At 60.7% G+C, this 24108-nt stretch carries 22 protein-coding genes; 7 read left to right on the top strand and 15 right to left on the bottom strand.

What is annotated here, in order from left to right; all coding sequences use genetic code 11:
• Positions 1 to 82: 82 nt before the first annotated feature.
• The 11 genes from J2W46_RS22095 to J2W46_RS22045 form a co-directional block, all read right to left on the bottom strand.
• A complete protein-coding gene (locus J2W46_RS22095) occupies positions 83 to 754 on the bottom strand; it encodes a glutathione S-transferase family protein (protein ID WP_214882563.1) in 672 nt (223 codons plus the stop codon).
• An 82-nt stretch (positions 755 to 836) separates the two neighbouring features.
• A complete protein-coding gene (locus tag J2W46_RS22090) occupies positions 837 to 2060 on the bottom strand; it encodes a dienelactone hydrolase family protein (protein ID WP_310356141.1) in 1224 nt (407 codons plus the stop codon).
• 50 nt (positions 2061 to 2110) lie between these two features.
• The gene (locus tag J2W46_RS22085) at positions 2111 to 3751 is read right to left on the bottom strand and encodes an AMP-binding protein (RefSeq protein WP_310356137.1); all 1641 of its coding nucleotides are present in this window, start codon (positions 3749 to 3751) and stop codon (positions 2111 to 2113) included.
• 60 nt (positions 3752 to 3811) lie between these two features.
• Entirely contained in the window at positions 3812 to 4207 is a 396-nt protein-coding gene (locus J2W46_RS22080) for a RidA family protein (RefSeq protein ID WP_310356135.1), read from the bottom strand.
• The gene (locus J2W46_RS22075) at positions 4204 to 4647 is read right to left on the bottom strand and encodes an acyl-CoA thioesterase (protein ID WP_310356134.1); all 444 of its coding nucleotides are present in this window, start codon (positions 4645 to 4647) and stop codon (positions 4204 to 4206) included. Before J2W46_RS22075 ends, J2W46_RS22080 begins: the two co-directional genes overlap by 4 nt.
• Positions 4644 to 5852, bottom strand: a complete 1209-nt coding sequence (locus J2W46_RS22070; RefSeq protein WP_310356132.1) for an acyl-CoA dehydrogenase family protein — start codon at positions 5850 to 5852, stop codon at positions 4644 to 4646. The genes J2W46_RS22075 and J2W46_RS22070 overlap by 4 nt, the downstream gene beginning before the upstream one ends.
• Before the next feature lies 1 nt (position 5853).
• Positions 5854 to 6705: an enoyl-CoA hydratase family protein gene (locus J2W46_RS22065; protein WP_310356129.1), complete on the bottom strand. Its 852-nt coding sequence runs from the start codon at positions 6703 to 6705 to the stop codon at positions 5854 to 5856.
• Between the two features lie 24 nt (positions 6706 to 6729).
• Positions 6730 to 7275 (bottom strand): MarR family winged helix-turn-helix transcriptional regulator, encoded by a 546-nt coding sequence (locus J2W46_RS22060; RefSeq protein WP_374726857.1) that lies wholly within the window; start codon positions 7273 to 7275, stop codon positions 6730 to 6732.
• 23 nt (positions 7276 to 7298) lie between these two features.
• The gene (locus J2W46_RS22055) at positions 7299 to 8072 is read right to left on the bottom strand and encodes an SDR family NAD(P)-dependent oxidoreductase (protein WP_131316558.1); all 774 of its coding nucleotides are present in this window, start codon (positions 8070 to 8072) and stop codon (positions 7299 to 7301) included.
• On the bottom strand, positions 8069 to 10441 hold the full coding sequence (locus J2W46_RS22050) for a bifunctional salicylyl-CoA 5-hydroxylase/oxidoreductase (RefSeq protein ID WP_310356123.1): 2373 nt from the start codon (positions 10439 to 10441) through the stop codon (positions 8069 to 8071). The genes J2W46_RS22055 and J2W46_RS22050 overlap by 4 nt, the downstream gene beginning before the upstream one ends.
• A gap of 174 nt (positions 10442 to 10615) precedes the next feature.
• Positions 10616 to 11947: an aminotransferase-like domain-containing protein gene (locus J2W46_RS22045; RefSeq protein ID WP_310356120.1), complete on the bottom strand. Its 1332-nt coding sequence runs from the start codon at positions 11945 to 11947 to the stop codon at positions 10616 to 10618.
• Positions 11948 to 12029: 82 nt separating this feature from the next.
• On the opposite strand from J2W46_RS22045, the gene J2W46_RS22040 reads away from it, so the two are divergent.
• Positions 12030 to 12665, top strand: coding sequence for a DJ-1/PfpI family protein (locus tag J2W46_RS22040; RefSeq protein WP_310356117.1), 636 nt, complete (start codon positions 12030 to 12032; stop codon positions 12663 to 12665).
• Between the two features lie 215 nt (positions 12666 to 12880).
• Here the strand turns inward: J2W46_RS22040 and J2W46_RS22035 are convergent, their stop codons facing one another.
• Positions 12881 to 13657, bottom strand: coding sequence for an IclR family transcriptional regulator (locus J2W46_RS22035; RefSeq protein ID WP_310356113.1), 777 nt, complete (start codon positions 13655 to 13657; stop codon positions 12881 to 12883).
• A gap of 364 nt (positions 13658 to 14021) precedes the next feature.
• On the opposite strand from J2W46_RS22035, the gene J2W46_RS22030 reads away from it, so the two are divergent.
• The 4 genes from J2W46_RS22030 (at position 14022) to J2W46_RS22015 (ending at position 18765) form a co-directional block, all read left to right on the top strand.
• Entirely contained in the window at positions 14022 to 14981 is a 960-nt protein-coding gene (locus J2W46_RS22030) for a hydroxymethylglutaryl-CoA lyase (protein ID WP_310356360.1), read from the top strand.
• The gene (locus J2W46_RS22025; protein WP_310356109.1) at positions 14978 to 16252 is read left to right on the top strand and encodes a CaiB/BaiF CoA transferase family protein; all 1275 of its coding nucleotides are present in this window, start codon (positions 14978 to 14980) and stop codon (positions 16250 to 16252) included. Before J2W46_RS22030 ends, J2W46_RS22025 begins: the two co-directional genes overlap by 4 nt.
• A 72-nt stretch (positions 16253 to 16324) precedes the next feature.
• Complete coding sequence (locus J2W46_RS22020) at positions 16325 to 17632, top strand: MFS transporter (RefSeq protein WP_131316566.1); 1308 nt, start codon at positions 16325 to 16327, stop codon at positions 17630 to 17632.
• A 2-nt stretch (positions 17633 to 17634) separates the two neighbouring features.
• The gene (locus J2W46_RS22015) at positions 17635 to 18765 is read left to right on the top strand and encodes an amidohydrolase family protein (RefSeq protein WP_310356106.1); all 1131 of its coding nucleotides are present in this window, start codon (positions 17635 to 17637) and stop codon (positions 18763 to 18765) included.
• 161 nt (positions 18766 to 18926) lie between these two features.
• On the opposite strand, the gene J2W46_RS22010 is transcribed toward J2W46_RS22015, so the two are convergent.
• Both J2W46_RS22010 and J2W46_RS22005 read right to left on the bottom strand, forming a co-directional pair.
• Positions 18927 to 19718 carry an SDR family NAD(P)-dependent oxidoreductase gene (locus tag J2W46_RS22010; protein WP_204523263.1) on the bottom strand — a complete coding sequence of 264 codons (792 nt, stop codon included), beginning with the start codon at positions 19716 to 19718 and terminating at the stop codon, positions 18927 to 18929.
• A 73-nt stretch (positions 19719 to 19791) separates the two neighbouring features.
• Positions 19792 to 20556, bottom strand: a complete 765-nt coding sequence (locus J2W46_RS22005; RefSeq protein ID WP_310356100.1) for an SDR family oxidoreductase — start codon at positions 20554 to 20556, stop codon at positions 19792 to 19794.
• 133 nt (positions 20557 to 20689) lie between these two features.
• Between J2W46_RS22005 and J2W46_RS22000 the strand changes: the two genes are divergently transcribed.
• Both J2W46_RS22000 and J2W46_RS21995 read left to right on the top strand, forming a co-directional pair.
• Positions 20690 to 21634, top strand: a complete 945-nt coding sequence (locus tag J2W46_RS22000) for a LysR family transcriptional regulator (protein WP_310356098.1) — start codon at positions 20690 to 20692, stop codon at positions 21632 to 21634.
• Positions 21635 to 22089: 455 nt separating this feature from the next.
• Positions 22090 to 22965 carry a LysR family transcriptional regulator gene (locus J2W46_RS21995; protein ID WP_310356095.1) on the top strand — a complete coding sequence of 292 codons (876 nt, stop codon included), beginning with the start codon at positions 22090 to 22092 and terminating at the stop codon, positions 22963 to 22965.
• 59 nt (positions 22966 to 23024) lie between these two features.
• On the opposite strand, the gene ftrA is transcribed toward J2W46_RS21995, so the two are convergent.
• Positions 23025 to 24053, bottom strand: coding sequence for a transcriptional regulator FtrA (gene ftrA / locus J2W46_RS21990; RefSeq protein WP_310356093.1), 1029 nt, complete (start codon positions 24051 to 24053; stop codon positions 23025 to 23027).
• Positions 24054 to 24108: the final 55 nt, after the last annotated feature.

Here is a 24108-nt window from a genome sequence, read left to right as displayed (position 1 = left end):
ATGACTTGAAACCACGCGGACTGGGAGGGGCCAAGAACAACTTGGCCCCTCCTTCTATCGATCCCGCCGAGGCGTCACCCGCTCATCCCCCACCCACAATCCCATACTCCCCACCGCGCTCCAGCGCCCGCTGATATGCGGGCCGCGCATGGATCCGCTGTAAGAACGCGGTGACCGCCGGCCATGCCATTCCGCCGCGGGCCGTGGCCGCTTCGAGCGGGAAACTCATCTGTACGTCGGCGGCCGTGAACTCACTGCCGGCGAACCACGGGCTCTTTGTCAATTCCTTCTCGATATACCCAAAATGCAGCTTCAATTGCGGGTCGACAAAACCTGTTTGCAGCGTAGCCGCGATCTTGCGCGCAATCGGCTTTGCAAAGAAAGGCATCGGCGCACTCGCGATGCGCCCTGCGATCAGCTTGAGCAGCAATGGCGGCATTGCCGAGCCTTCCGCGTAGTGCAGCCAGTACGTGTAACGCAAACGCTCAGGCGTACCTTGCGCGGGCGCAAAACGCCCCTGCCCATACTTCTCCACCAGATACTCGACAATCGCGCCTGACTCCGCGATGGTCTGCCCGTCATCGGTAATGACGGGCGATTTGCCGAGCGGATGCACCGCGCGTAACTCGGGCGGCGCGAGCATGGTTTTCGGATCGCGCTCGTAACGCTTCACCTCGTACGGCACGCCGAGTTCTTCGAGCAGCCACAAGACGCGTTGCGAGCGGGAGTTATTCAAATGATGGACGGTCAGCATGGGTCGATAGATGGTGGCCAATGGAACGTCACATCATAAGGATATTGCGCAGAGGCAGGCCTCTAGCAGCTTGCCAACCTGGTCATACTCGCGACTTGCTTCCCATTAATTCGTTCGAAGGTAACGTTTCGTCCAGCAATTTGCGCGCGCTTTTAATGCCAGCCACGGGCAGTCCTTTCGGATCGAGCAAGCCCACCTGCACGAGCACGCTAGCCTGATCCCAATAGATGTGCTCGTTATAAAGCTTGTCGCCGCGGAAGCACACGACCGCGAGCATCGGCACCTCGAAATATTTTCCCGTTGGCGCAACGCCTGGCAACAGCCAGTCGATTTCACAGTCATGCGTGCAGCTGAAAATGAATTCGTCGACGATACGATCTGCGCCGATAGTCCGCGAAATCGGAATCAGCTTTGTATCAGCCGGATTCGAGTTGACGAAGTGATGCGTATAGAACCGCTTGAGGTTGTCGTGGCCGACACCGCCCGTCATGGTCGGCACGTGATTGACGTAAGGCTGCGCGACCATTGTCGGCATGACCGCTTCCACGTCGCGCGTGGCGAACTCGTGATAGCAATGCGCCTCCCACAGCGCGTTCAGATCGTAAACCGGTCCCAGCACTTTGCGCAGTAGCGCAAGCGTTCGCGAATACGCCATCATTGCTGCGGGCTTGTCGTATTGTGGACGCGCGGGTGCCGCAAACGCATGGTCGCAACCGGGGTACACATACTGCTCGATTTGCGGACGTGCGCGCAATGCGGCGCTGATTCGTTCGCGAGTTTCCGGCGGACAGAGCGCGTCGTTTTCGGGGAAATGAAACACCATAGGGCAGCGCACGGCCGGCACTTCGTCCAGATAGGCATCGAGACCCACGCCGTAGTAGCTCACTGCGCAATCGACGTCGGTGCGCGCCGCGCTCAGGAACGCGAGCTTGCCGCCCAGGCAGTACCCGACTGCGCCGACCTTGCCGACCTGCTCGGGCATCGCGCGCAGTGCGGCAATCGTGGCCGCGATATCGTCCACCGCCAGATTAGTGTCGAACTGATTCAGGTAGGCGAGCGCCTGCTTCATGTCGGCTTCGTCATAACCCAGTTCGATGCCTGGCTTTATCCGCCAGAAGAGATCGGGCACCAGCACCACGTAGCCTTCCTCGGCGAAGCGGTCGGCCGTCGCCTTCATGGTGTCGTTGATGCCGAAGATTTCCTGCAATAGAACGAGTCCGGGGCCCGAGCCTTGCGCGGGACGAGCGACGTACACGTTGAAACGGCCGCCGTCCTGGGCGACAACTTCAATGAAAGAGCCGGCCATGCGTTTGTCTCCTGAGGTTTGCGAGGAATAGCGAGGAAGCGAGGAAGAGGCTACGCCATCGTACGCAATTCGAAGCGCTTGAGTTTGCCTGTTTCGGTGCGCGGCAGTGAATCGACAAAAGCGACCACGCGTGGATACTTGTAAGGCGCCACCGTATTCTTCACGAAGTCCTGCAGTTGCGCGACGAGATTGTCGTCGCGGCTGTAGCCGGGGTTCAGCACCACGAAGGCCTTCACGATTTGTCCGCGCGTTTCATCCGGCACGCCTATTACGCCGCATTCGGCCACCGCTTCGTGTTGCAGCAAAACGCTTTCTACCTCAGGACCCGAAATGTTGTAGCCGGCTGAGACGATCATGTCGTCGGCGCGTGCCTGATAGAAAACATAGCCGTCCGCGTCGAGATATACCGAATCGCCCGGCAAATTCCAGCCGTCGCGCACGAATTTCATTTGCCGTTCGTCTGCGAGATAACGGCAACCTGTCGGCCCGCGCACCGCTAGCTTGCCTATCGTGCCGGGCGCAACGGGTTGCATTGCGTCGTCCACGGCTTGCACGATGTAGCCCGGCACCGCGCGTCCAATTGCATGCGGACGAATCTCGTCGCCCTGCGCCGAAACAAAAATGTGGATCAACTCGGTGCCGCCGATACCGTCAATCATGTCGATGCCAGTAGCGTCGCGCCACAGCCGCCGTGTCGAATCGGGCAACGCCTCGCCGGCCGACACGGTTTTCTGCAAGCTCGACACATCGTGACGCGCGACGAGCGGTGCCATCTGCCGATAGAAAGTGGGCGCCGTGAACATGATGGTCGCGTGAAAGCGCTCGACGGTCTGCAATAACGTCTCGGGCGTGAGCTTCTCGATCAATACCGTCGACGCGCCCACGCGCAACGGAAAACACAGCAAGCCGCCGAGCCCGAAGGTGAAAGCGAGCGGCGGCGTGCCGCAAAATATGTCGCTCGCCGAAGGCTTCAGCACATGACGCGGAAACAGATCGCACATGGCGAGCACGTCGCGATGAAAATGCATGCAGCCTTTCGGCGCGCCCGTCGTGCCGCTCGTGAAGGCGATCAGACACACGTCGTCGGCTGCCGTATCGCATGCGTCGAAGTCAGCGGGCTTGTTGATCGCAAGCGTGTCGAGTGAATCCACTGCATCGTCATGAAACAGCAGCGTTTGCTTCAGCTCAGCACAATAAAATTCGTCCTGAGGATCGTTGCAACGCGCGAGTTCTTCGGTCAGGCGTGCATCGCAGAGCGCAGCGCTTACTTGTGCCTTTGCAATGATCTGCTTCAACTCTTTCGCGCGCAGCAGCGGCATGGTCGGCACGGCAACCAGGCCCACTTTCAGCGCGGCGAGTGCAGCAACCGCCATTTGCAATGTATTTGGCCCTCGCAACAGAATGCGATTGCCCGGTTGCAAACCCATTTCATCGACAAGCACGTGCGCGCTGCGATTGACCATCGCAAGCAATTCTTTGTAGCTCGTAGCACGCGGCTCGTTGTCAACCAGCGACCAGATAGCTGCACGCTCGCCATGACCCGCTTCGATCGTCCTATCCAGAAGCTCCGTCGCGCAGTTGAAACGCGCCGGATAAGCGACATCCGGATTGTCCAGCAGAAATACAGGCCATTGATCCTGCGGCGGAAGATTGTCGCGCGCGAAAGTATCGACGTGTGCTGACGGTTCCATCGTGGTCTCCCCGGTTTCAAGCCGGCTCTATGCGCTTCAGTTGACGAGGGCTGCGTGTCCTTACTGCGGAATGACTGCCGTTGCTTCGATTTCGACCTTGGCTTCGTCTTCGATCAGCGCGACCACTTGCACCGCGCTCATTGCGATGTCGTAGTCGCCGATCAACTCGCGAAACGCACGGCCTATTTCTTTTAACGAATCGAGGTACTCGCGCTTATCCGTGACGTACCACGTCAGGCGCACAAGATGCTCTGGCCTGCCGCCCGCTTCGTGCAGCACGGCCAGTACATTCTTGAGTGCCTGGATAGCCTGGCCGGCGAAGTCCGAGGTTTGAAAGCGCGCTTCTTCATTCCAGCCGATCTGGCCGGCAATGAAAACTTGCGTGCCGACTGCCGCGACGCCATTCGCATAACCGCGCGGCTTGACCCAGCCGGCGGGGAGAAGAGCTTTTTTCATGTGCGTTGCGCCTCGCTGAGTTCAGGCTGTGGGGCGAACTTCGCCAGTGAGCCGGCGATGTCGGTGGGAATGTCGATCGAGCGGCCGCTTTCCAGCGAGGTTGTGACGAGCACCTGCTTTGCTCTAAACCGCGCCTCGCCGTTGCAGTGACCGAGAATATCGATGGTGATCGAGCGCCGGCCGATTGCGGCAACGGTTAGCGTCAGCATGATTGTTTCGCCCATCTGACTTGGGCGCGAAAACTCGCAGTCCAGTTTGACGATCGGCAGGCCGAGGCGGCGCTGGCCGATCATCTGCGAGTAGTCGACGTGCAAACCCTCGTTGAACCAGTCTTCCACAAGGGCATTGGTCATCACCAGATATTGCGGAAAGAACACGATCCCCGCAGGGTCGCAGTGCGAGAAGCGGATACGTACCGGCCTTTCGAAGTGCGTGGTCATTTTGCGCGTTCTCCAGCGCTTGTCGCCGCATGCTCTTTCAACAGATCGCGGCCCACAATCAATTGCTGTACTTCCGTCGCACCTTCGTAAATGCGCAGTGCGCGAATCTCGCGGTACAGCAGTTCGACCGCGACGCCGCTTTGCACACCCATGCCGCCGTGAAGCTGAACGGCGGCGTCGATCACCTGCTGTGCGCCTTCGCTCGCGTGCCACTTGGCCATGGCTGCTTCGCGAGTCACGTTCTCACCCTGGTCGCGCAACCATGCCGCGCGATACACGAGCAGCGCACTGCTATCTATGGTCAACGCCATTTGTGCGAGCTTCGCTTGCGTGAGTTGATAATCGCCCAAGGTCTGACCGAACATCTTGCGCGATGCGGCTCGCGTCAGTCCTTCGGCCATTGCATGTCGGGCGAAGCCGAGCGAGGCAGCCGCCACGGACGTGCGGAAAATGTCGAGCGTGCGCATTGCGAGCTTGAAACCTTCGCCGGGTGCGCCGAGCATCTGGCTGCGCGGCACGCGCGCGCCTGCGAAATGCAGGCGCGCCAGCGGATGCGGCGCAATTACGTCGATGCGTTCGGCGATTTCCAGTCCCGGCGTATCCGCATCGACAATGAACGCGCTAATGCCGCGCGCGCCGGGCGCGTCTCCGGTGCGCGCAAAGACCACATAGAAATCGGCGATGCCACCGTTCGAGATCCACGTTTTATCGCCGTCCAGCACGTAGGCGTCACCGTCTTCGCGTGCAGCGAGCGACATTGCCGCAACGTCCGATCCGGCTTCCGGTTCTGACAACGCGAACGCCGCAATGGCGGTGCCGTTCGCCACGCGCGGCAAGTAGCGCGTTTTCTGTTCGTGCGTGCCGCCAAGCGAGATCGCACCGGAGCCAAGCCCTTGCATCGCGAGAGCGAAGTCGGCGAGGCCCGAATGCCTGGCTAGCGTTTCGCGCAGCAGACAGACGGCGCGCGTGTCGATCGTGTCACCGTGGCCGCCATAGGCCACGCCGCCCACGCCATATTTCAACCAGCCGGCGGCGCCGAGTTCGCGCACCAGTTGACGACAGGTCGAATCGACATCGCCGTGTTCAACATGCGACAAATTCGAGCGGCACCATGCTTCGATACCGGCAACCAGTTCGCGATGACGTGGTTCGAAAAAAGGCCACGCGAGCGCACTGTGCAGATCAACGTCTCTTTCTGCGCTCACCTCAGTCTCCCTCGAAGACGGGGCGCGACTTCGCGGCGAACGCCTGATAAGCGCGCCCGAAATCGCGAGTGCTCATGCAAATGGCTTGAGCCTGTGCTTCGGATTCGATCGCTTCGTCGATGCTCATGCTCCATTCCTGGTGCAGCATCTTCTTCGTGATGCCGTGCGCGAATGTCGGACCGGCGACGAGATCGGCGGCGAGCTGTTGCGCGTCCTCAAGAAGTGCAGAAGGCTCGCAAAGCCGGTTATAGAAGCCCCATGCGTAGCCTTCGTCGCCGCTGGCAGAGCGCCCCGTGAAGAGCAGTTCGGCGGCACGCCCTTGACCGATGATGCGCGGCAGGATCGAGCACGCGCCCATATCGCAACCCGCCAGGCCGACGCGCGAAAACAGAAACGCGAGCCTGCTGCGTGCAGTGCCGAGACGCATGTCCGAGGCCATCGCGAGAATCGCGCCCGCGCCGGCGCAAACGCCGTCGACCGCTGCAATCACCGGCTGTGGACAATGGCGCATGGCTTTGACGAGGTCGCCCGTCATGCGTGTGAAGAGGAGCAGTTCAGGCATCGGCAGGTCGATCAGCGGTGCGATGATGTCGTGCACGTCGCCGCCCGAGCAGAAGTTTTCGCCCGCGCCGTGGATCACAACGGCCTTCACATCGGTCGCATACGTGAGCTGGCGAAACAGATCGCGCAGCTCGGCATACGATTCGAAGGTAAGCGGATTTTTGCGCTCCGGCCGGTTCAACGTAATGGTCGCGACTTTGTTCGCGACCGACCAGCCGAAGTGCTGCGCTTCGTAACCTGCGAGTGTCAGGCGATTACCGGCCAACAGCGCGTCGGCGTTTGAATGTGGCATGTTCGTGTCTCCTGTCGCTGGGCGTTAGTCTTTCAAACTGTCCAGCAGATGTTTCTTCAATTTGCCGAGCCGCTGGTGCGTGCGCGACTTTTCCTCGAGACTAAGTCCGCCGAATAATTCAACGACCCATTGCTCATGCGCGACCGCCATTCTGTCGAACGCTTTGCGGCCTGCGGGAGTAAGGCATACGCTGATTGAGCGGCGGTCGTTAGGGTCGGTATCGCGAGAGACCAAACCTTCTTTCTCCAGCTGATCAGTAATGCCGGTCACGTTGCCGCCCGTCACCATCAGACGTCGCGACAGTTCCGTCATCTTGAGTCCTTCTGGATGACGTTCGAGTTGGGCCATCAGATCGAAGCGCGGCAACGTAGTGTCGAATTTGGTACGCAGACGTTTGCGCAATTCGGCTTGCACGAGGTTCGTCGTAGTCAACATGCGCAGCCACAAGCGTAAGCCCATGTGGCTGTCCGCGCCGGTGCTCATTTCCAGATCCACGACGTTCTCCGCAGGCTTCGCAACGCCTTTGCGCTGCGCTCTCGTTTCTGTTGCCTTTGCATCGTTTGCTGCAATCTTCTTGACGTTGGCTGGCCTGGTCACATTACTTCTCCACCGGAGATGGAAACGGATTGCCCCGTGATTGCATCGGAACCCGGTTGACACAGCCACAGCACGGCATTCGCAACCTGTTCTGGACTCACAAAGCGATGTTGCGGATTCGAGCGAAGCAGGCTTTCGCGAGCCTGCTCCTCCGTGCGCGACGTCTTGCTGGTGATCTGCTGCAGCGACGCGTGCAGCAGTTCGGTCTCGGTATAGCCGGGGCAAACGGCGTTGACCGTCACGCCTTTCGTGGCAACTTCAAGCGCGAGAGAGCGCGTGAGACCGATCACGCCGTGCTTCGCCGCGCAATATGCGGCGACATACGCGTAGCCAATTTGTCCCGCCGTACTCGCCACGTTGACGATGCGCCCATGTCTGCGTTCGAGCATGCCCGGCAGCACGGCGCGCGTGCCGAGGAAAACGCCGGTGAGGTTCACGTCGAGCATGCGCTGCCATAGCGTCATGTCGGTATGCGTGAACGGCGCGGCCTGTGCCTGCCCTGCGTTGTTGATGAGTATGTCGACGGCGCCAGCTTCGTTGAACGCTTTTGCAACGGACTCTTCTTGCGTGACATCGACGGTAATGCATGCAACGTCGCCCCATGCGCGGCTTTTTGCACGCTGAGTCTCTAGCCGTTCGGCATTGCGGCCCATCAGCGTAACGCGGGCGCCAGCCTGCAGCAGCGCCTCCGCAATGGCCGCGCCGATGCCGCTTCCGCCGCCAGTAACAACGGCGTGTTGTCCCGCAAGGGGAGATTGAATCGAGTTCACGTGGTTCCTTCCGCGCGCTGCGCGCGCTCTTGCGCCGAGAGGCCGGCATTTGCCGCAACCTGTGCGCGTTCACGTTCCAGATTGCGTTCGAGTTGCGACTTTGCGGCGGTGTACTGATTCGGCCATGTCACGTCGAAGTAGCCGATCTTCGCGGCCTCGTTCAAAGTCCACGATGGATTCGCGAGATGCGGACGCGCGATCGCGCACAGATCGGCGCGACCGGCCGCGATAATGCTGTTCACGTGATCCGCCTCCGAAATCGCGCCCACCGCAATAGTCGCGATGCCGGCTTCGTTTCGCACGCGATCGGCGAACGGCGTCTGAAACATGCGGCCGTATACGGGCTTTTCGTTCTTGCTGACCTGGCCCGACGAGACGTCGATCATGTCTGCGCCCGCCGCCTTGAACGCGCGTGCGATCTGCACGGCGTCGTCGGGCGTGGTGCCGCCTTCGACCCAATCGTTCGCTGAAATGCGCACGGAAATCGGCTTGTCCTGCGGCCACACTGCGCGAATCGCCTTGAAAACCCGTAGCGGATAACGTAGACGGTTCTCCAGCGAGCCACCGTATTCATCGGTGCGATGGTTGGTTAGCGGCGAGAGGAAGCTCGATAAGAAATAGCCATGAGCGCAGTGCAGTTCGAGCCAGTCGAAACCCGCTTCCGCCGACATTTGCGTCGCGCGCACGAACTGCGCTTCTATCTCGCGGAGCTCCTCGTGCGTCGCTTCGCGTGAATGCTGGCTGATGCCGGGCAGATACTGCTGCGGCGATGCCGAGATGAGCGGCCAGTTGCCTTCGGTGAGCGGCTGATCGATGCCTTCCCAAGCCACGCGCGTCGATCCTTTCGCGCCGGAATGTCCGAGCTGAATGCCGATCCTGGCGTCGGACTGCCCGTGCACGAGATCGACAATACGCTTCCATGCGGCGAGGTGCTCCGGCGCATACATGCCGGGGCATCCCGGCGTGATGCGCGCTTCGGGCGACACGCATGTCATCTCGGTCATAACGAGCGCCGCACCACCCATTGCGCGTGCGCCGAGATGCATCAGATGATAGTCGCCAGCGATTCCGTCGACAGCTGAGTACTGCGCCATTGGCGAAACGACAACGCGGTTTTTCAACGTGACACCGCGCAACGTGAATGGGGTGAACATTGGCGGAATCGAATGTTTTTGCGGCGCGCGTTCTACGCCTGAACGCCGTGCGAGCCAATCTTCGAAGCTGGACACGTAACGCGCGTCGCGCTCGCGCAGATTCTCGTGCGAGATGCGTTGCGAGCGCGTGAGCAGCGAGTAAGCGAACTGGTCTGGCTCGAACGATGTGTAGCGGTCCACGTGCTCGAACCATTCGGTCGAATTGCGGGCTGCGTTCTGAATGCGCAATACGTCGACGCTGCGCACGTCGGTGTAATGCTTCAACGCAGCATGCAAATCGCCCGGATGCGCGCCGATGCTGTTGGCGAGTTCAATCGAATCTTCGAGCGCGAGCTTGGTGCCCGAGCCAATTGAAAAATGCGCGGTGTGCGCGGCGTCGCCCATCAGCACGACTGGCGTTTGCGTGCCGTCGGTATTGCTGCGCCAATGCACCCATTCCTGGTTGACGACACGCGGGAAACGAATCCATTGCGACGAGCCGCGCAAATGCGCGGCGTTCGACAGTAGTGCGTTGCCGTCCAAGTACTTCGCGAAGAGTTTTTCGCAGAATGCAATGCTCTCTTCCTTGCTCATTTCGTCGAGTCCGGCGGCGCGCCACACACGCTCCGGCGTTTCGACAATGAACGTGGACGTTTGATCGTCGAAACGGTAGGCGTGCGCCTGAAACCAGCCGAACTCCGTTTCTTCGAACGCAAACGTGAAAGCGTCGAATAGCTTTCGCGTGCCGAGCCAGACGAAGCGGCAATCGCGCATGTCCAGGTCGGGCTTATAGGTCGACGCGTACTTTTGACGAATCGCGCTGTTCGCTCCGTCGCACGCGACGATGAGATCGGCCTGATATTCGGTGTCGTCGGTGACCTGCGTTTCGAACACGAGCTTCACGCCCAGTTCCTCGCAACGGGCCTGCAAGATGTTCAGCAGACGCTTGCGACCAATGCCGCAAAACCCGTGGCCGGACGAACGCACCTGGCGTCCGCGGAAATTGATTTCGATGTCGTCCCAATGATTGAACGCGTCGAGTATGGCGTTTGCGCTGGGGGCGTCGGCGGCGCGCAGGTTGCCCAGCGTCTGATCCGAGAACACTACGCCCCAGCCGAAAGTATCGTACGGGCGATTGCGTTCCACGACGATGACCTCGTGCGCCGGGTCGCGGCTTTTCATCAACAAGCCGAAGTACAGCCCGGCCGGGCCGCCGCCGATACAGACAATGCGCATGCTGCTCCCCACTGTGAACTTGCTCGTGGAGTTAATTTAGGCCTAGATAGTTTAGGTGTCAAGCAAATGTGTGGATGCGTTTACCCGGGCGTTCTGGCAACCGGCACAGGCAAAACGCCGCAACGCGCGATCGGCCGCGCTGGGATGACGAGCGCGGCGTCGCACTGTCGTCGGTCAGTAGGTCTGATCGGCGATGACCCGCGCAACCGTCTGCAGCGACTGCTCGAGCGTCGTCAAGCCCACCGAGCCGAGCGCGAGCCGGATCGCGTGCGGCACATGCGGCGACGTGGCGAACGGGTACGCAGTCGAAACGGCGATCTTCTCGCGCCTCAAGGCCATGGCAATCGCGTCCGCGCGCACTTCCTGGGCAAGCGGAAGCCATAGAAAGTACGAGACCGGATGACCGATCCGTTTCACGCCGCTCAGCAAACGAGTGGCCATCGCCTGGCGCACCGCGGCGTCGCGGCGTTTGTCGGCCGCGAACAGGTCGACCGTGCCGTCTTCGAGCCAGCCGCATGCGATCGCCGTGAGGGTCGCCGGCGTGTTCCAGGTGGTTGCCCGGATGGTTCGTTCGAGCTTTAAAACGAAGCTGGCCGGCGCATGAATGAATCCGACACGAAGCCCGGTCGCGACGCTTTTCGACAGGCTCGACACGTACACGGTCAACTCAGGCGCGAGCGATGCCAGCGGCAGTGGCGCGTTTTCGACAAGGAACGCGTAAGCGGCGTCCTCGATGATCAGTAGTCCGTGCCGCCGCGCAATCGCGACCAGCTCACGCCGGCGCGTCGCGCTCATCACCCAGCCGAGCGGGTTGTGCAACGTCGGCATCGTGTAGACAGCGCGTACACGCCGACGCTTGCAAAGCGCCGCCAGCGCGTCGAGGTCCGGACCGTTTCCCGCCGCCGGGACCGCGACGAGTTCCAGCCGGTTGATCTCGGCGGCCAGTTTGAATCCCGGATAGGTCAGCGAGTCCACGGCCACCACGTCGCCAGGCTCCAGCAACGCCAGCGTGGTCGTCGCCAGTCCATGCTGTGCGCCGCTCACGAGCAGGACGGTGTCGGGCGTGGCGCTCAATCCCGCTCCGGCGAGGTGGCGTGCGACGGTCGCGCGTTGGTGCTCGCGGCCGCCGTGGGGCTGGTAGCGCAGCAGCGCCGCCAGGTCGCCGGCGCCCGCGAGGTCGCGCAGTGCCGTCCTGAACGAGGCAACCTGACCGGCACTCGCCGGATAGTTGAAGCTCAGATCGACGGTGTCGGCGTCCCACGCATGCAAGTCGATCCCTTCGCCACGGGGCAGCGGCTCTTTCACGAACGTACCGCGCCCCGTTTCGCCGCTCACGAGGCCGATCGACTGAAGTTCGGCGTAGACGCGCGTGGCCGTCACCAACGCGATGCCTTCGCGCGCGGCGAGTTCGCGGTGGGTGGGCAATCTTGTTCCGGGCTGCAAGCGGCCTGCGCGGATCTCGGCCGCCAATCGATCGACGAGATGTTTGTAGCGGAGCTCGGGCATCGAAATGTATCCATGACAATTATTTGATTGTATTGATACCCGGATCTACGATGCAAATTCACCCCTATTCAGCGAGCAAGCCATGCACATCGCCATTCTGACCTTCGACGGGTTCAACGAGCTCGACTCGCTGATTGCGCTCAATATTCTGAATCGGGTCAAAAGACCTGGCTGGCGGGTGTCGATAGCGAGCCCGTCGTCGCATGTCCGGTCGATGAACGGTGTGGTTGTCGAGGCGCAAGCGTCGCTGGACGAGGCCCGGGACGCGCAGGCCGTGCTGGTGGGCAGCGGCGTCCGGACGCGGGATGTGGCGGCGGATACGGGGCTGATGTCGCGGCTCGCGTTCGATCCGCAACGCCAACTGTTGGGCGCGCAATGCTCGGGGACGCTGATTCTCGCGAAGCTCGGGCTGCTCGACGGCGTGCCTGCCTGTACGGACTCAACCACGAAGCCGTGGGTCGAGGAGGCCGGCGTCGCAGTGATCGATCGGCCGTTCGTGGCGAACCGGAACGTGGCAACGGCGGGGGGATGTTTGTCGTCGCAATACCTGGCGGCGTGGGTGATTGCGCGTCTGGAGGGCGTTGAGGCTGCGCGCAACGCGATTCACTACGTGGCGCCCGTGGGTGAAAAGGAGATCTACGTCGAGCGCGCGATGTCGAACATCGCACCGTTTCTTGCCGACGCCGGCGACCGGCAGCGCCAATCAATCGTGAGTTGAGCCGCCTCAAACCGGTTCGCTCATCAGATCCGGTATCGGATAGTTGCGCGTCAATGTGCCCATGACGATCACGATAAGCAAGCATCGCCAACGTGGCAGTTGGCATGGGCCGCGCGATTGCGCGAGGCAGTGGTCGGCCATATACGGCCAGTCACGATAAACGTGGTATCGCCACCCCGGTACCCGTTTTCGCGCGATAAGCCGTCACCGCACACTCAGGCTTTCTGGACTTCGGTGGGCGGCGGAAAGTCGAACTGCGCGGCGAGTGCCATTCCATAAGCGAAGATTCGATGATCTCCTCCCAAGGCAGCGGTCGCCCTTGCTGCAGCGGTCAGCAACAGGTGGCAGGCAGCTCGCATTGTCTCAGTGGCTCCGAGCCGATCCTTCGGGCCGGACAATGTCAAGGCGCCCGCAAGTTCGTTATTTGGACCAAGCACAGGAGCCGACACGGCCGCGGTGTCTGGATCCCGTTCTCCATAAGACAAGGCCCACAACCTTTCGCGCACGGCATCATGACTCGCCCGGGAGGGTTTCGAAAACGCGATGAGAATCTTTCCTGACGCACCGCGACCGATTGGAAAACGCTCGCCTTCGCGGATCGACACACGTACCGACCGCGACGGCTCGACCCGATGTAAAACGACGCGATAGTCACCTTGACGTACATAGAACGATGACGTCTCTCCGGAGTCCGCAGAAAGTTGCCGGAGTACCGGCTCAATGACCTCGCGGATGTGAAACGACTCCTGGAATATCTGCGCGAGTCTGAGCGGTTCAGGACCAATCGAGTAGTTGCCGTCCTCGAGTCTGCGGATAAAACCGCCACGTTCCAGTGAACCTATTAATCGCAAGATAGTGCTTTTGTAGAAGCCAGTGCGTCGAGCGATTTCCGCAAGGGAAAGCGCACGTTCGCCCGGTTGGAAAACTCCGAGAATGGCAAACGCCCGGTCGAGTGCCGCCACGCCGCCTTTTTCGTCATCGTTCGAGGGCATTCCGAATACCGTTCTGTTAGACAGAACCATCCTAGACACTCGCTTGCCGCGCGTCAATTGCGGAAGCGTCACGGGTGAAACCTTGCAAGCCATCAGGCAGCAAGTCACGGCCAACAGCGGCGCTGGGCCGTCTTCATACCTGCAGGCTCGATTGGCACCGACGGATCTATGGATCCAGAAACGCGCTAAATACCTCGCCATCGTTCTGTCTAACAGAACAATATTCCGTTAAACAGATCAGTCCGGCGGGTTTACTCGCTTGATCAGCCTACGCTTCAACCGTATAGTTTTCAACAACAGAACGGCGTTCTCTCAGGCAGAACGAAAGGAGCATATCGTGGATGTCTCTCCCTCTTTTCCAGTGATGATCAGCGAGGTTGGTCCGCGCGACGGCCTTCAAAGCATCAAAAGCATCATGCCAACGCAGGCGAAGTTGCGGTGGATCTCGGCACTCGCCGCAGCGGGGCTCAAAGAAATAGAAGTGGGTTCGTTCGTGCCAGCAAGACTGCTGCCCCAGATGGCTGACATACGGGACGTCGTGGCACACGCCCTGACTATTCCCGGTCTGCACGTTGCCGTCCTTGCACCGAATCTTCGCGGTTGCCGGGCGGCGTTCGAATCCAGTGTCCACAAAGTGACCTTGCCGGTATCGGTAACCAACGAGCATTCGATGGCCAACATCCGCAAGACGACCGGCCAGATGATCGAAGAGGTCCGGCAGATCGTCGCGTTGCGAGATGGTGAGTTTCCGGGCATTGCAATCGAAGCCGGCGTTTCAGTGGCCTTCGGCTGCACGATCGCGGGCGCGGTTAGCGACGATGAGACGATTCGCATGTGTGCGGCAATGGCGGAGTGCGGTGTCGATGAAATCGGCCTGTCGGACACCAGCGGCTACGCGAACCCTACGCAGGTGCGTCGTCTGTTCCGGCGTCTGCAAAGTGAGTTCGGCAGCAAGGCGGGTGGTGCCCACTTTCACAACACACGCGGGCAAGGCTTGGCCAATGTAGTGGCGGCACTCGAGGCGGGAGTGAAGACGATCGACTCCAGCCAGGCCGGTCTTGGCGGATGTCCATATGCTCCAGGGGCGACCGGCAACATCGTGACCGAAGACCTCGCGTTTCTCCTCGAATCCATGGGACACGACACCGGGATTGACATTGATGCTCTCGTAGCAGCGCGCTCGATCCTGAGCGAAGCCCTACCCGGAGAAGCTTTATACGGACACGTTCAGGACGCCGGCCTTCCTAAGGGATTCAAGTATGCCGACGGCCGTAGCCCGAGCGCTGTGCAGCCCGACGGCTGTCTGAAGGGAGTTGCGCAATGAATGATCTGCAGCAGAATCAATCGCTGCCGTATAGCGGCGTCCGTGTGATCGAGATGACCCACATGGTGATGGCTCCTACGTGCGGGATGGTGCTCGCAGATCTGGGAGCAGAGGTGATCAAGGTCGAGCCGATTGCTGGCGACAGCACGCGTGCCCTCCGAGGCTCCGGCGCAGGCTTCTTCAGCACTTTCAACCGCAACAAGAAAAGCATCGCCGTCGACGTAAAAGATCCACGTGGGCTGGAAATCGTGCACAAGCTGCTGGGCAGCGCCGACATCTTCAGCGAAAACTTCAAGTCTGGAACTATGAACAAGCTGGGGCTCGATTACGCCGCGCTGTCGAAGCTCAATCCACGCCTTATCTACGTCTCGCACAAAGGATTTCTCCCGGGGCCTTACGACCATCGCACGGCACTGGACGAGGTCGTGCAAATGATGGGCGGCCTCGCATATATGACGGGCCCCGAAGGACGTCCGCTGCGCGCTGGGACGAGTGTCAACGACATCATGGGCGGCATGTTCGGCGCCATCGGTGCGATGGCCGCACTCGCTCAGCGTGAACGCACGGGCCATGGTCAGGAAGTGCAGAGCGCGCTGTTCGAAAACAACGTGTTTCTCGTCGCGCAGCACATGATGCAGTTTGCAGTCACTGGCAAAGCCGCTGCGCCGATGCCAAGCCGCATCTCGGCATGGGCCGTCTATGACGTGTTCTCGGTCAAGAATGGGGAGCAGATATTTCTTGCAGTGGTGTCTGACACCCAGTGGGCGCTCTTCTGCGATGCGCTCGGGCTGGATGACCTCAAAGCGGACGAGCGGATCGCCACCAACAACCAGCGAGTTCAGGCGCGGGAGTGGTTGCTGCCCCGGTTGCGCAAGCACATGGAACGGTTCAGCGCGGCGCAGATCAGCCAGATTTTTGAGCGGATTGGGCTGCCTTACGCCCCGATCACCAAACCCCAGGACTTGTTTGACGATCCGCACCTGCTCGCCACCGGCGGACTCGCGGACGTCACGTTGCCGCCGGATGCAAGCGGAGCCGGAGAGCCTGTTAATACGAGAACCGCACTGTTGCCCTTGACCCTTGCCGGCGAACGGCTGCGTTTGCGCGCTGCGCCGCCGGCGCTCGGGCAGAACACGCAGGCGCTTCTCGAGGAGCTCGGATACACGGCCGACGATCGGAGGCAGTTGGCTGAGGCCGGCGTTGTCCGATGTCAGGAATGGCAGCCGGGCGATCAGGCGAGCCCATCTGCAAACGAGCTTGCCAGCGCCTGAAGCCGCTGAGCGCAAGAAATCACCCGGCCGCGCCAATTCTTGCAGCGGACCGGCGAAGTTATGGAGACGACAATGACATCAATTTCCCCCGGCATGGTTTCCGACAGCCTCAACGCCAGTTCGATCGAACAGCAGGCGGTGCGCAAAGCGGCGTGGCGCTTTATTCCACTGCTCGCGCTCGCATACTTTTTCAACTATCTCGACCGTACCAGCGTTGGCTTCGCCGCTCTGACCATGAACAAGGATCTGGGGCTCACGGCGACCCAATTCGGCTGGGGCGCCGGCATCATGTTCGCGGGATATTGCATCTGTGAAGTCCCGAGCAACCTTGCCCTCTATCGCTTCGGCGCGCGACGCTGGCTTGCGCGCATCATGATCACGTGGGGCCTCATGGCTGCCGCGACCTCCTTTGCTGTGGGACCGAACAGCTTCTATGTGATTCGGCTGCTGTTGGGAATTGGTGAAGCGGGTTTTTTTCCCGGCGTGATCTTCTTCCTGGCCCTGTGGTTTCCCGCTCAATATCGCACCCGCGTGCTGGCGTGGTTCACCGTCTCCACGCCGCTTTCTTCTCTGATCGGCGCACCGCTTTCGACGTGGCTGCTCCATTTGGATGGCGTGTTGGGGCTGGCAGGCTGGAGGTGGATGTTCATCATCGAAGGATTGCCCGCGTGCGTTGTCGGCTTTCTCGTACTCAAGATGCTCGCAGACCGACCTGCCGATGCCAGATGGCTGTCACCCGCGGAGCGCGACGCTCTTCAGGGCGCGTTTGACAGGGAAGGGTCTTCTAGCCGGAAGGAAAAGCACTTCGGTGCCGCACTCAGGGATGTGCGTGTCTACATTCTCGCGCTGATCTCCTTCGGTTTTACGATGGGATCGTATGGGATCGGCATCTGGCTGCCCCAGATGCTCAAGGCGCACGGGATGACCGTCGCTCAGACCGGATGGCTCTCTGCGGTGCCTTACTTCTTTGCCACGATCGCACTGCTGTGGTGGGCCAAACGTGTGGATCGCCGTGGAGGCGCCATTGCGAACCTTGCTGCCGGCCTGCTTATTGGTGGCGTGGCACTTGGTGTATCGACCCATTTCCACCAACTCGGGCCTGCAATGGTCGGCGTAACCCTGGCACTCATTGGCACGATTGCCGGACGAACAATCTTCTACACATTGCCCGCTCGTTTTCTATCGGGACAGGCAGCGGCTGGTGGCTTCGCCCTGATCAATTCGATTGGCGCATTGGGAGGATTCGCCGGACCATACCTGGTCGGCTACCTCAAAGACAGTTACGGCACCTTCACGGCCGGAATGATGGGGCTTGCGATCGTGCTCGGCATCACGACTCTGTTGACCCTATCGCTGTATGCGTTCAACCGCGAGAAATGACTATGGACATGATCCATTCACGAGGCAGACGCAGGTTCCTCGCGGTTGCCGCTGCATCGGTTGCGGCCTCCGCCATCGACACCAGGTATGCGTTCGCCGCAGAGGACACGCGCAACATGAAGACGACCAGCAACTATCTCCCGGTACGCCCGGAATGGCTCGCGTCAGGAACTGAAGCCGCGATTGAGCCGGAGATGCCGATTATCGACGCGCACCATCATTTCTACGAGCGTCCCGGCTGGATCTACCTGCTCGACGACTATCTGGTAGACGTTCGCTCCGGGCACAACATTACGGCGACCGTATTTATGCAGGGGCTCACTCGCTACCGTCAGACGGGGCCGGAGGAGCTAAGACCCGTGGGAGAAACGGAGTATGTCGCGAACGCCGTTAGGGCGCTGCCCGCCGGTTCGCCACAGGTCGCAAAGGGCATCGTGGGTTACGCGGACCTTCGTCGCGGCGCTGCCGTGCAAAGCGTTCTGGACGCCCACATTGAGGCAGGCAACGGGCGCTTTCGGGGCGTTCGGCACCTGGTCACCTGGGACGCGGATCAAACGCTGGTCAATCCGCTGTCTGCGGTTCCGCGCGGTCTGTTGCTTGACCCAAAATATCGTGAAGGTGTCGCGCAGCTGGCGCCACGCGGCCTGTCATACGACGCGTGGCTGTTCTTTCCCCAACTTCCGGAACTATACGATCTCGCAAAGACTTTCCCTGACCTGCCGATCATCATTAACCATTGTGGCGGGATCGTGCGCATCGCCAGCTACGCGGACAAGCGAAACGAGGTGTTCGAAACCTGGTCGCGGTCCATGCGTCAACTGGCACAGTTGCCGAATGTCTATGTCAAGGTTGGCGGCATGGGGATGCGGATCAATGGCTTTGACTTTGAAAAGGGTGAGCGACCGCCGTCCTCTGTTGAACTAGCCGAAACCTGGAAGCCGTGGATGCATACATGCATCGAGGCATTTGGTGCGAGCCGTTGTATGTTTGAGAGCAATTTTCCTGTCGACAAAGGCTCGTACCCGTACAGCAACGGCTGGAACGCCTTCAAGCGGCTGACTGCGCAAGCCAGCGTTGGTGAACGTGCTGCGCTCTTCGGCGGGACGGCATCCACAGTGTATCGGCTTGCTTGAGCGAAGTGCGAAGCACGAGCGACGAGGTGAATCCGGCGATGCGCATTCGACAATGCCGCTTCGTCCCGCATCAAAAAGAAAGCGCATCAACCAGGCCCACTGCGTCCAAAAAAGCGATCCACCAAACACACAAAGAGCCCGGCGCCAACCCCAGCGCCCCCTTAAAATGCGCTCTTGATGACCCCTCCGTCGGCCCGCAACGCAGCTCCCGTCGTGGCCGACGCAAGCGGACTGGCGACATAGGCCACGAGCGAGGCGACTTCCTGCGGCGTGCCGAATCGCTTGATGAGCGATGTGGGACGCACCTTCTCGAAGAACTCCTTCTCAAACGCTTCGAACGACTTGCCGTCGGCCTTGGCAAGAGACTCCACAAAATCGCCTACTCCCCGCGACTTCGTCGGTCCGGGCAGCACGCTGTTGACCGTAATGCCCGTGCCCGCAACTGCTTCCGCGAGTCCGCGCGCAACCGCCAGTTGCGCGGTTTTCGTCATCCCGTAGTGGATCATCTCGGCTGGAATCTGCACCCCGCTTTCGCTCGAAATGAAAATAATTCGGCCCCAGTTGGCCTTTTTCATCGCGGGCAAAAACAGGCGGGCGAGACGTACGCCGCTCAGGACGTTGACGTCGAAGAAGCGCTGCCAGTCCGCGTCGGGGATGTCTTCAAACGGCTTCGGCTCGAAGATGCCCAGGTTGTTCACCAGGATTTCCACGTTCGGATAGCGTCGTGCGAGTTCTTCTGCCGAAGCGGCCGTACTGAGGTCGCCCGCGAATCCCTGCACGTCGGTGCCGGTCTCCGCTTTCAGTTGCGCGACCACGTCATCCACGGATGACTGCGAGCGGCCGTTCACGATCACACGTGCGCCTTCCTGCGCCAACGTGCTCGCGATAGCGAATCCGATGCCGGCTGTACTGCCGCTTACGAGTGCGAGTTTGCCTGTGAGATTCAAGTCCATGAGTGAATTCCTTTCCGTGGTTGAAGTAAGAACGGCGGCATCGAAGCTTTGATGCCGGATGCCGCCAAGGGGTTCACGTACGTGTAATGGATGCGCCACCATCGACCAGTGAGGCGGTACCGGTCACGAAGGACGAATCGTCCGACGCGAGATAGAGCACCGACCGCGCCAGTTCTTCCGGCTTGGCGACGCGCTTCAGCGCATGCAGCCCGGTCACGAATGCCTGCGATTCGTCGCTGTCGTTCATGCCGCGATACATCTCCGTATCCACGGCGCCCGGCAACACCGCGTTGACGCGCACGCCTTGCGCGCCGTATTCGGCGGCGAGCGCCTGCGTCAGGCCAATCAGTCCGGCCTTGCTCGCCGCGTAAGCCGCGGTACCCGGAAACGCGAACGAGTAACCGACGAACGTCGACGTGAAGATGATCGATCCGCCACCTTGCTTGAGCATTTCGGGTATCTGGTATTTCGCTCCGAGGAACGCACTCGTTAGATTAGTCGCTAGCGCGGCGTTCCAGCCGGCTTCGGAAATGCCGGTGCTCGGGCCCATCTCGCCCAGCGTACCGGCGTTGTTGTAGGCGATATCCAGACGGCCGAAGCGCCCAACTGCAAGTTCCACCAGCGCCTTTGCGAAGTCTTCCGATTGCACGTCGCCCGCCAGATATGCGGCTTCGCCACCTTCGCTTGCGATCTCCGCAGCCAGTGCTTCGAGTTCCGCCGCGCGCCGGGCGGCAATGACGACCTTGGCGCCCTCCTTCGCGAACAACTTTGCAGTAGCGCGGCCAATACCTGCACTGGCACCTGTCACGATAGCGACTTTTCCGGTCAAGCGTTGCATGTTCTCTCTCCTGATGCATTCGGCCAGTGCCCTATGCCTTGGCCCGTGGAAGCAATATAGGCTTCAGTCCTGATAGCGGAAAGGTCAAAAACATGGTCGTATCAGTCAGCTTTTGTGAATGATCGGAGTTGAGATGGATCGCCTGCGCGCCTTTGAAGTTTTCGTGACCGTGGTGAGCCGCGGCGGCTTTGCGCGCGCGGCGGAAGTGCTAGGCACGTCGCCCGCCAACGTGACCCGCTATGTGAACGAACTGGAAGCACACCTGGGCACGCGTTTGTTGAATCGCACATCCCGCACGCTCTCTCTAACCGAGGGCGGCGAGACGCTTTACGCCCGCTGCAAATCCATTCTCGACGATGTCGCCGATACAGAAGGGCTGGTGTCGTCGGCGTCGGTGCAGCCCCGCGGACGCCTGCGTATCAACGCGCCTGTGAGCTTCGGCATTCAGTATCTGGCGCCGCTATGGCCGGAGTTCATGCGGAAGTATCCCGGCATCGAAATCGACGTTGGACTGATCGACCGCGTCGTCGATATCGTCGATGAAGGCTACGATCTCGCCATCCGCATTTCGCGTGCTGGTTCATCGAACCATGCAGCCCGCAAACTGGCGACATCGCAGAACATTCTGTGCGCGTCGCCGGACTATCTGGCTCGCGCGGGAGTGCCGGCGGCGCCAGCGGACCTGATGGAACATCGCTGCATCGGGTACACGTATGCGGCCACCGGCGATGAGTGGCAACTGATCGATGCTGGCCGCAAGACCCACACGGTGAAGGTCGACTGTCACATGCATACGAATAACGGCGATACGGCGCGCGCAGCAGCACTCGCCGGGCAAGGAGTGATCTGGCAACCCACATTCCTGATCGGCAACGACCTACGTGCCGGCACGCTCGTTCGCGTGTTGCCCGAGTATTGCCTGCCTGAGATCGACATACTCGCCATGTATCCAAGCCGTCGACACCTGAGCGCCAGGGTGCGGGTGATGATCGATTTCCTGGTCGATGCATTCGGCGGGACGCCGCCATGGGATCGGAACGACGAAAGCCGGACAGCCGTCACGTCGAGGGCCAGTTGAACGCGCGTCTGGAACCGGCGTCCGACACATGCGGACGATGACGGTCCGCTGCCTCGTCATTAGCCCATGGCCATGAAGCATGCCGCGCCTCAACTGACGATGAAGTTCATTGCGGTAGAGCGGTCTCGATTACCGCGGCCATCGCTTCCGGGAGACGACGGCGAAGCTCACCGCGATCGCCCCTCCTTTAGCGTGGCTTTCCTCCGCCTCTATAAGGTCAGCGAGGCGAGAGCGACGGGAGCGGCGCTCGTGACCGGCCGAACAGCGCGGCGTCGAGTCAGTTTCTCCCGTGTCGTCACCTGACTCGACATCTGCAGGCATAGGCCCGTGAAATTGACGCCTGGAGTTTGTCAAAGCCATTTGATAGTCGCTCGCCGAGAAGATGTACTCGCATTGAACAACTCGGCCATCGATTAGTAAAATGAATGATTTGATCGATACGATAACGGTAGAGAATGGAACTGAAGCTCTTAAGGACGTTTTTGTCCGTCGTCGAACTGCGTCATTTCGGGCGGGCGGCGGACGCTCTGCACATCAGCCAGCCCGCGTTGAGCAAGCAGGTTGGCGCACTCGAGGCGAGTCTGGGCGCAAAGCTGTTCGAACGGGGTCGTCACGGCGCAGAGTTGACGCGGTTCGGAGAAAGCTTTTTGCCCGATGCACGCGCGCTCGTCGACGATGCGGACGAGATTCTCGCGCGTGCGAGAGAGGCAGGCAGCGGCAGGCGTGGGCAATTGCGAATCGGCATTTGCCTGTCGGTGCTGACAATTGCGCCGCAGATCATCGCCGACTTCCGCCAGCAATATCCGGGTATTGCGATTGCATTGAGCGATCTGTCTTCCGATGAACAATCTCGCCGCATTCTGTCGGGGAAGCTGGATGTGGGGTTCATGCGGGTGCCGTCGGTCGAGGGTCTTTCGTCGGTTCGCGTGATTGACGAAACATTGGCCTTGGCGTTGCCCCCTAGTTTCGAGCGAGTGCGTTTGCCTGCCGATTTCGGCAAGCTGAACGAAATGGGTTTCCTGGCGTTGCGGCGTGGGCGCGGGCCCGGACTCGCTGCGCAAGTCGACGCCTGGTGTCGCGAACAGGGCTTCGTACCCAATGTGACGCAACAAGCCGATGATGTGCAGTCCGTGTTGGCATCTGTTGCCGCAGGCGTCGGCGTGGCATTTGTGCCGTCACGTGCGCAGCATTTACTCCGGAACGCTACCGTCCTGCCTCTGCGCGGAACGCACGCGAAGTGGCGTGTAGGGCTTGTGTGGGCGGATGCCCAGAAAAACCCGGTTACATCACGATTCGTCCCATTCGTGCGGGCCGCGTTAAAAAACCTCTAACCGTTCTTCCCGGCGTCGGCCTTGTATCGCAACTGACTGTCTGCGCATTGCATTTGCGATCAGTCGCGCTGCGCGTCAACCCGAATTCCGCCCGACCGTCCCCCGATTCCAGAACCAGTATTCTGGGCCTTCGCGCCATGGCCAAACTTTGCCCGGTATGCGGCCGGACTCGTGAGCGCGATACGTCGGAAATGCCGGCGCATAGACTCCTCCGAGCCAAACCCCGCTAACTCGGCGACGCGGCCAATGGGTAATGCTGACTGTGCCTCGAGCATCTCACGGGCCACCGTCACGCGTTCACGCACGAGCCATTCGTATGGCGCCATGCAGGTGGCGTCATGAAATTGCCGCTGCAACGTGCGCGGACTCATCGCAGCCCGTTCTGCAAGCGAGCGCAGCGTATGCGGCAAAGCGGGATGCTGGCGCACCCAATCCATCAATTTCGCGAGACGTCCGCTGTCGTCCTGCGGCATTGGACGCGGTACGAACTGCGCCTGTCCACCCTCCCGATGAGGCGGCACCACGAGCCTTTGTGCAACCCGATTTGCCACCGCTCCACCGTAATCGCGTCGCACCAGATGGAGCAGCATGTCCAGCCCCGCAGCGGAGCCTGCCGACGTGATGATCTGTCCTTCGTCCACATACAACGCATCGGGCTGCACTCTAACTTGCGGGTAGCGCTCCTGCAGTTTCGCGGCGTATCGCCAGTGGGTCGTCACAGTCTTGCCGTCGAGCACGCCGGCCGCTGCCAGCACGAACACGCCGGAGCAGATCGAGCAAAGACGCGCTCCACGGCGGTAAGCATTGCGGATCTTCTTAAGCAGCGCCTCGGGCGGCAATTCGTCCGCATCGCGCCAACCTGGCACCACGATGGTATCTGCGCGATCGAGCACCTTGAGCGTGTAGGGCGCAGAGACCGTGATGCCGCCCGCGGCGCGGAGCGGGCCTGGCTCGCTCGCGCAAACCCCGAATCGATACCAGTCGACACCGAGCTCCGGACGCTCGAGCGCGAACAGTTCGGTCACGCAGCCGAATTCGAAAGTACAAAGCCGGTCGTAAGCCAGCGCAACGACGAGATGATTGTCCATGGCGTGATGTTACCGAAGATTGACGATTGCGCCACTTATCCGGATCGCCGCGCGA

Origin of the sequence: Paraburkholderia strydomiana (assembly GCF_031456815.1) — a bacterium.
Lineage (GTDB): Bacteria > Pseudomonadota > Gammaproteobacteria > Burkholderiales > Burkholderiaceae > Paraburkholderia > Paraburkholderia caledonica.
This window is presented reverse-complemented; position numbering and strand designations above follow the sequence as displayed.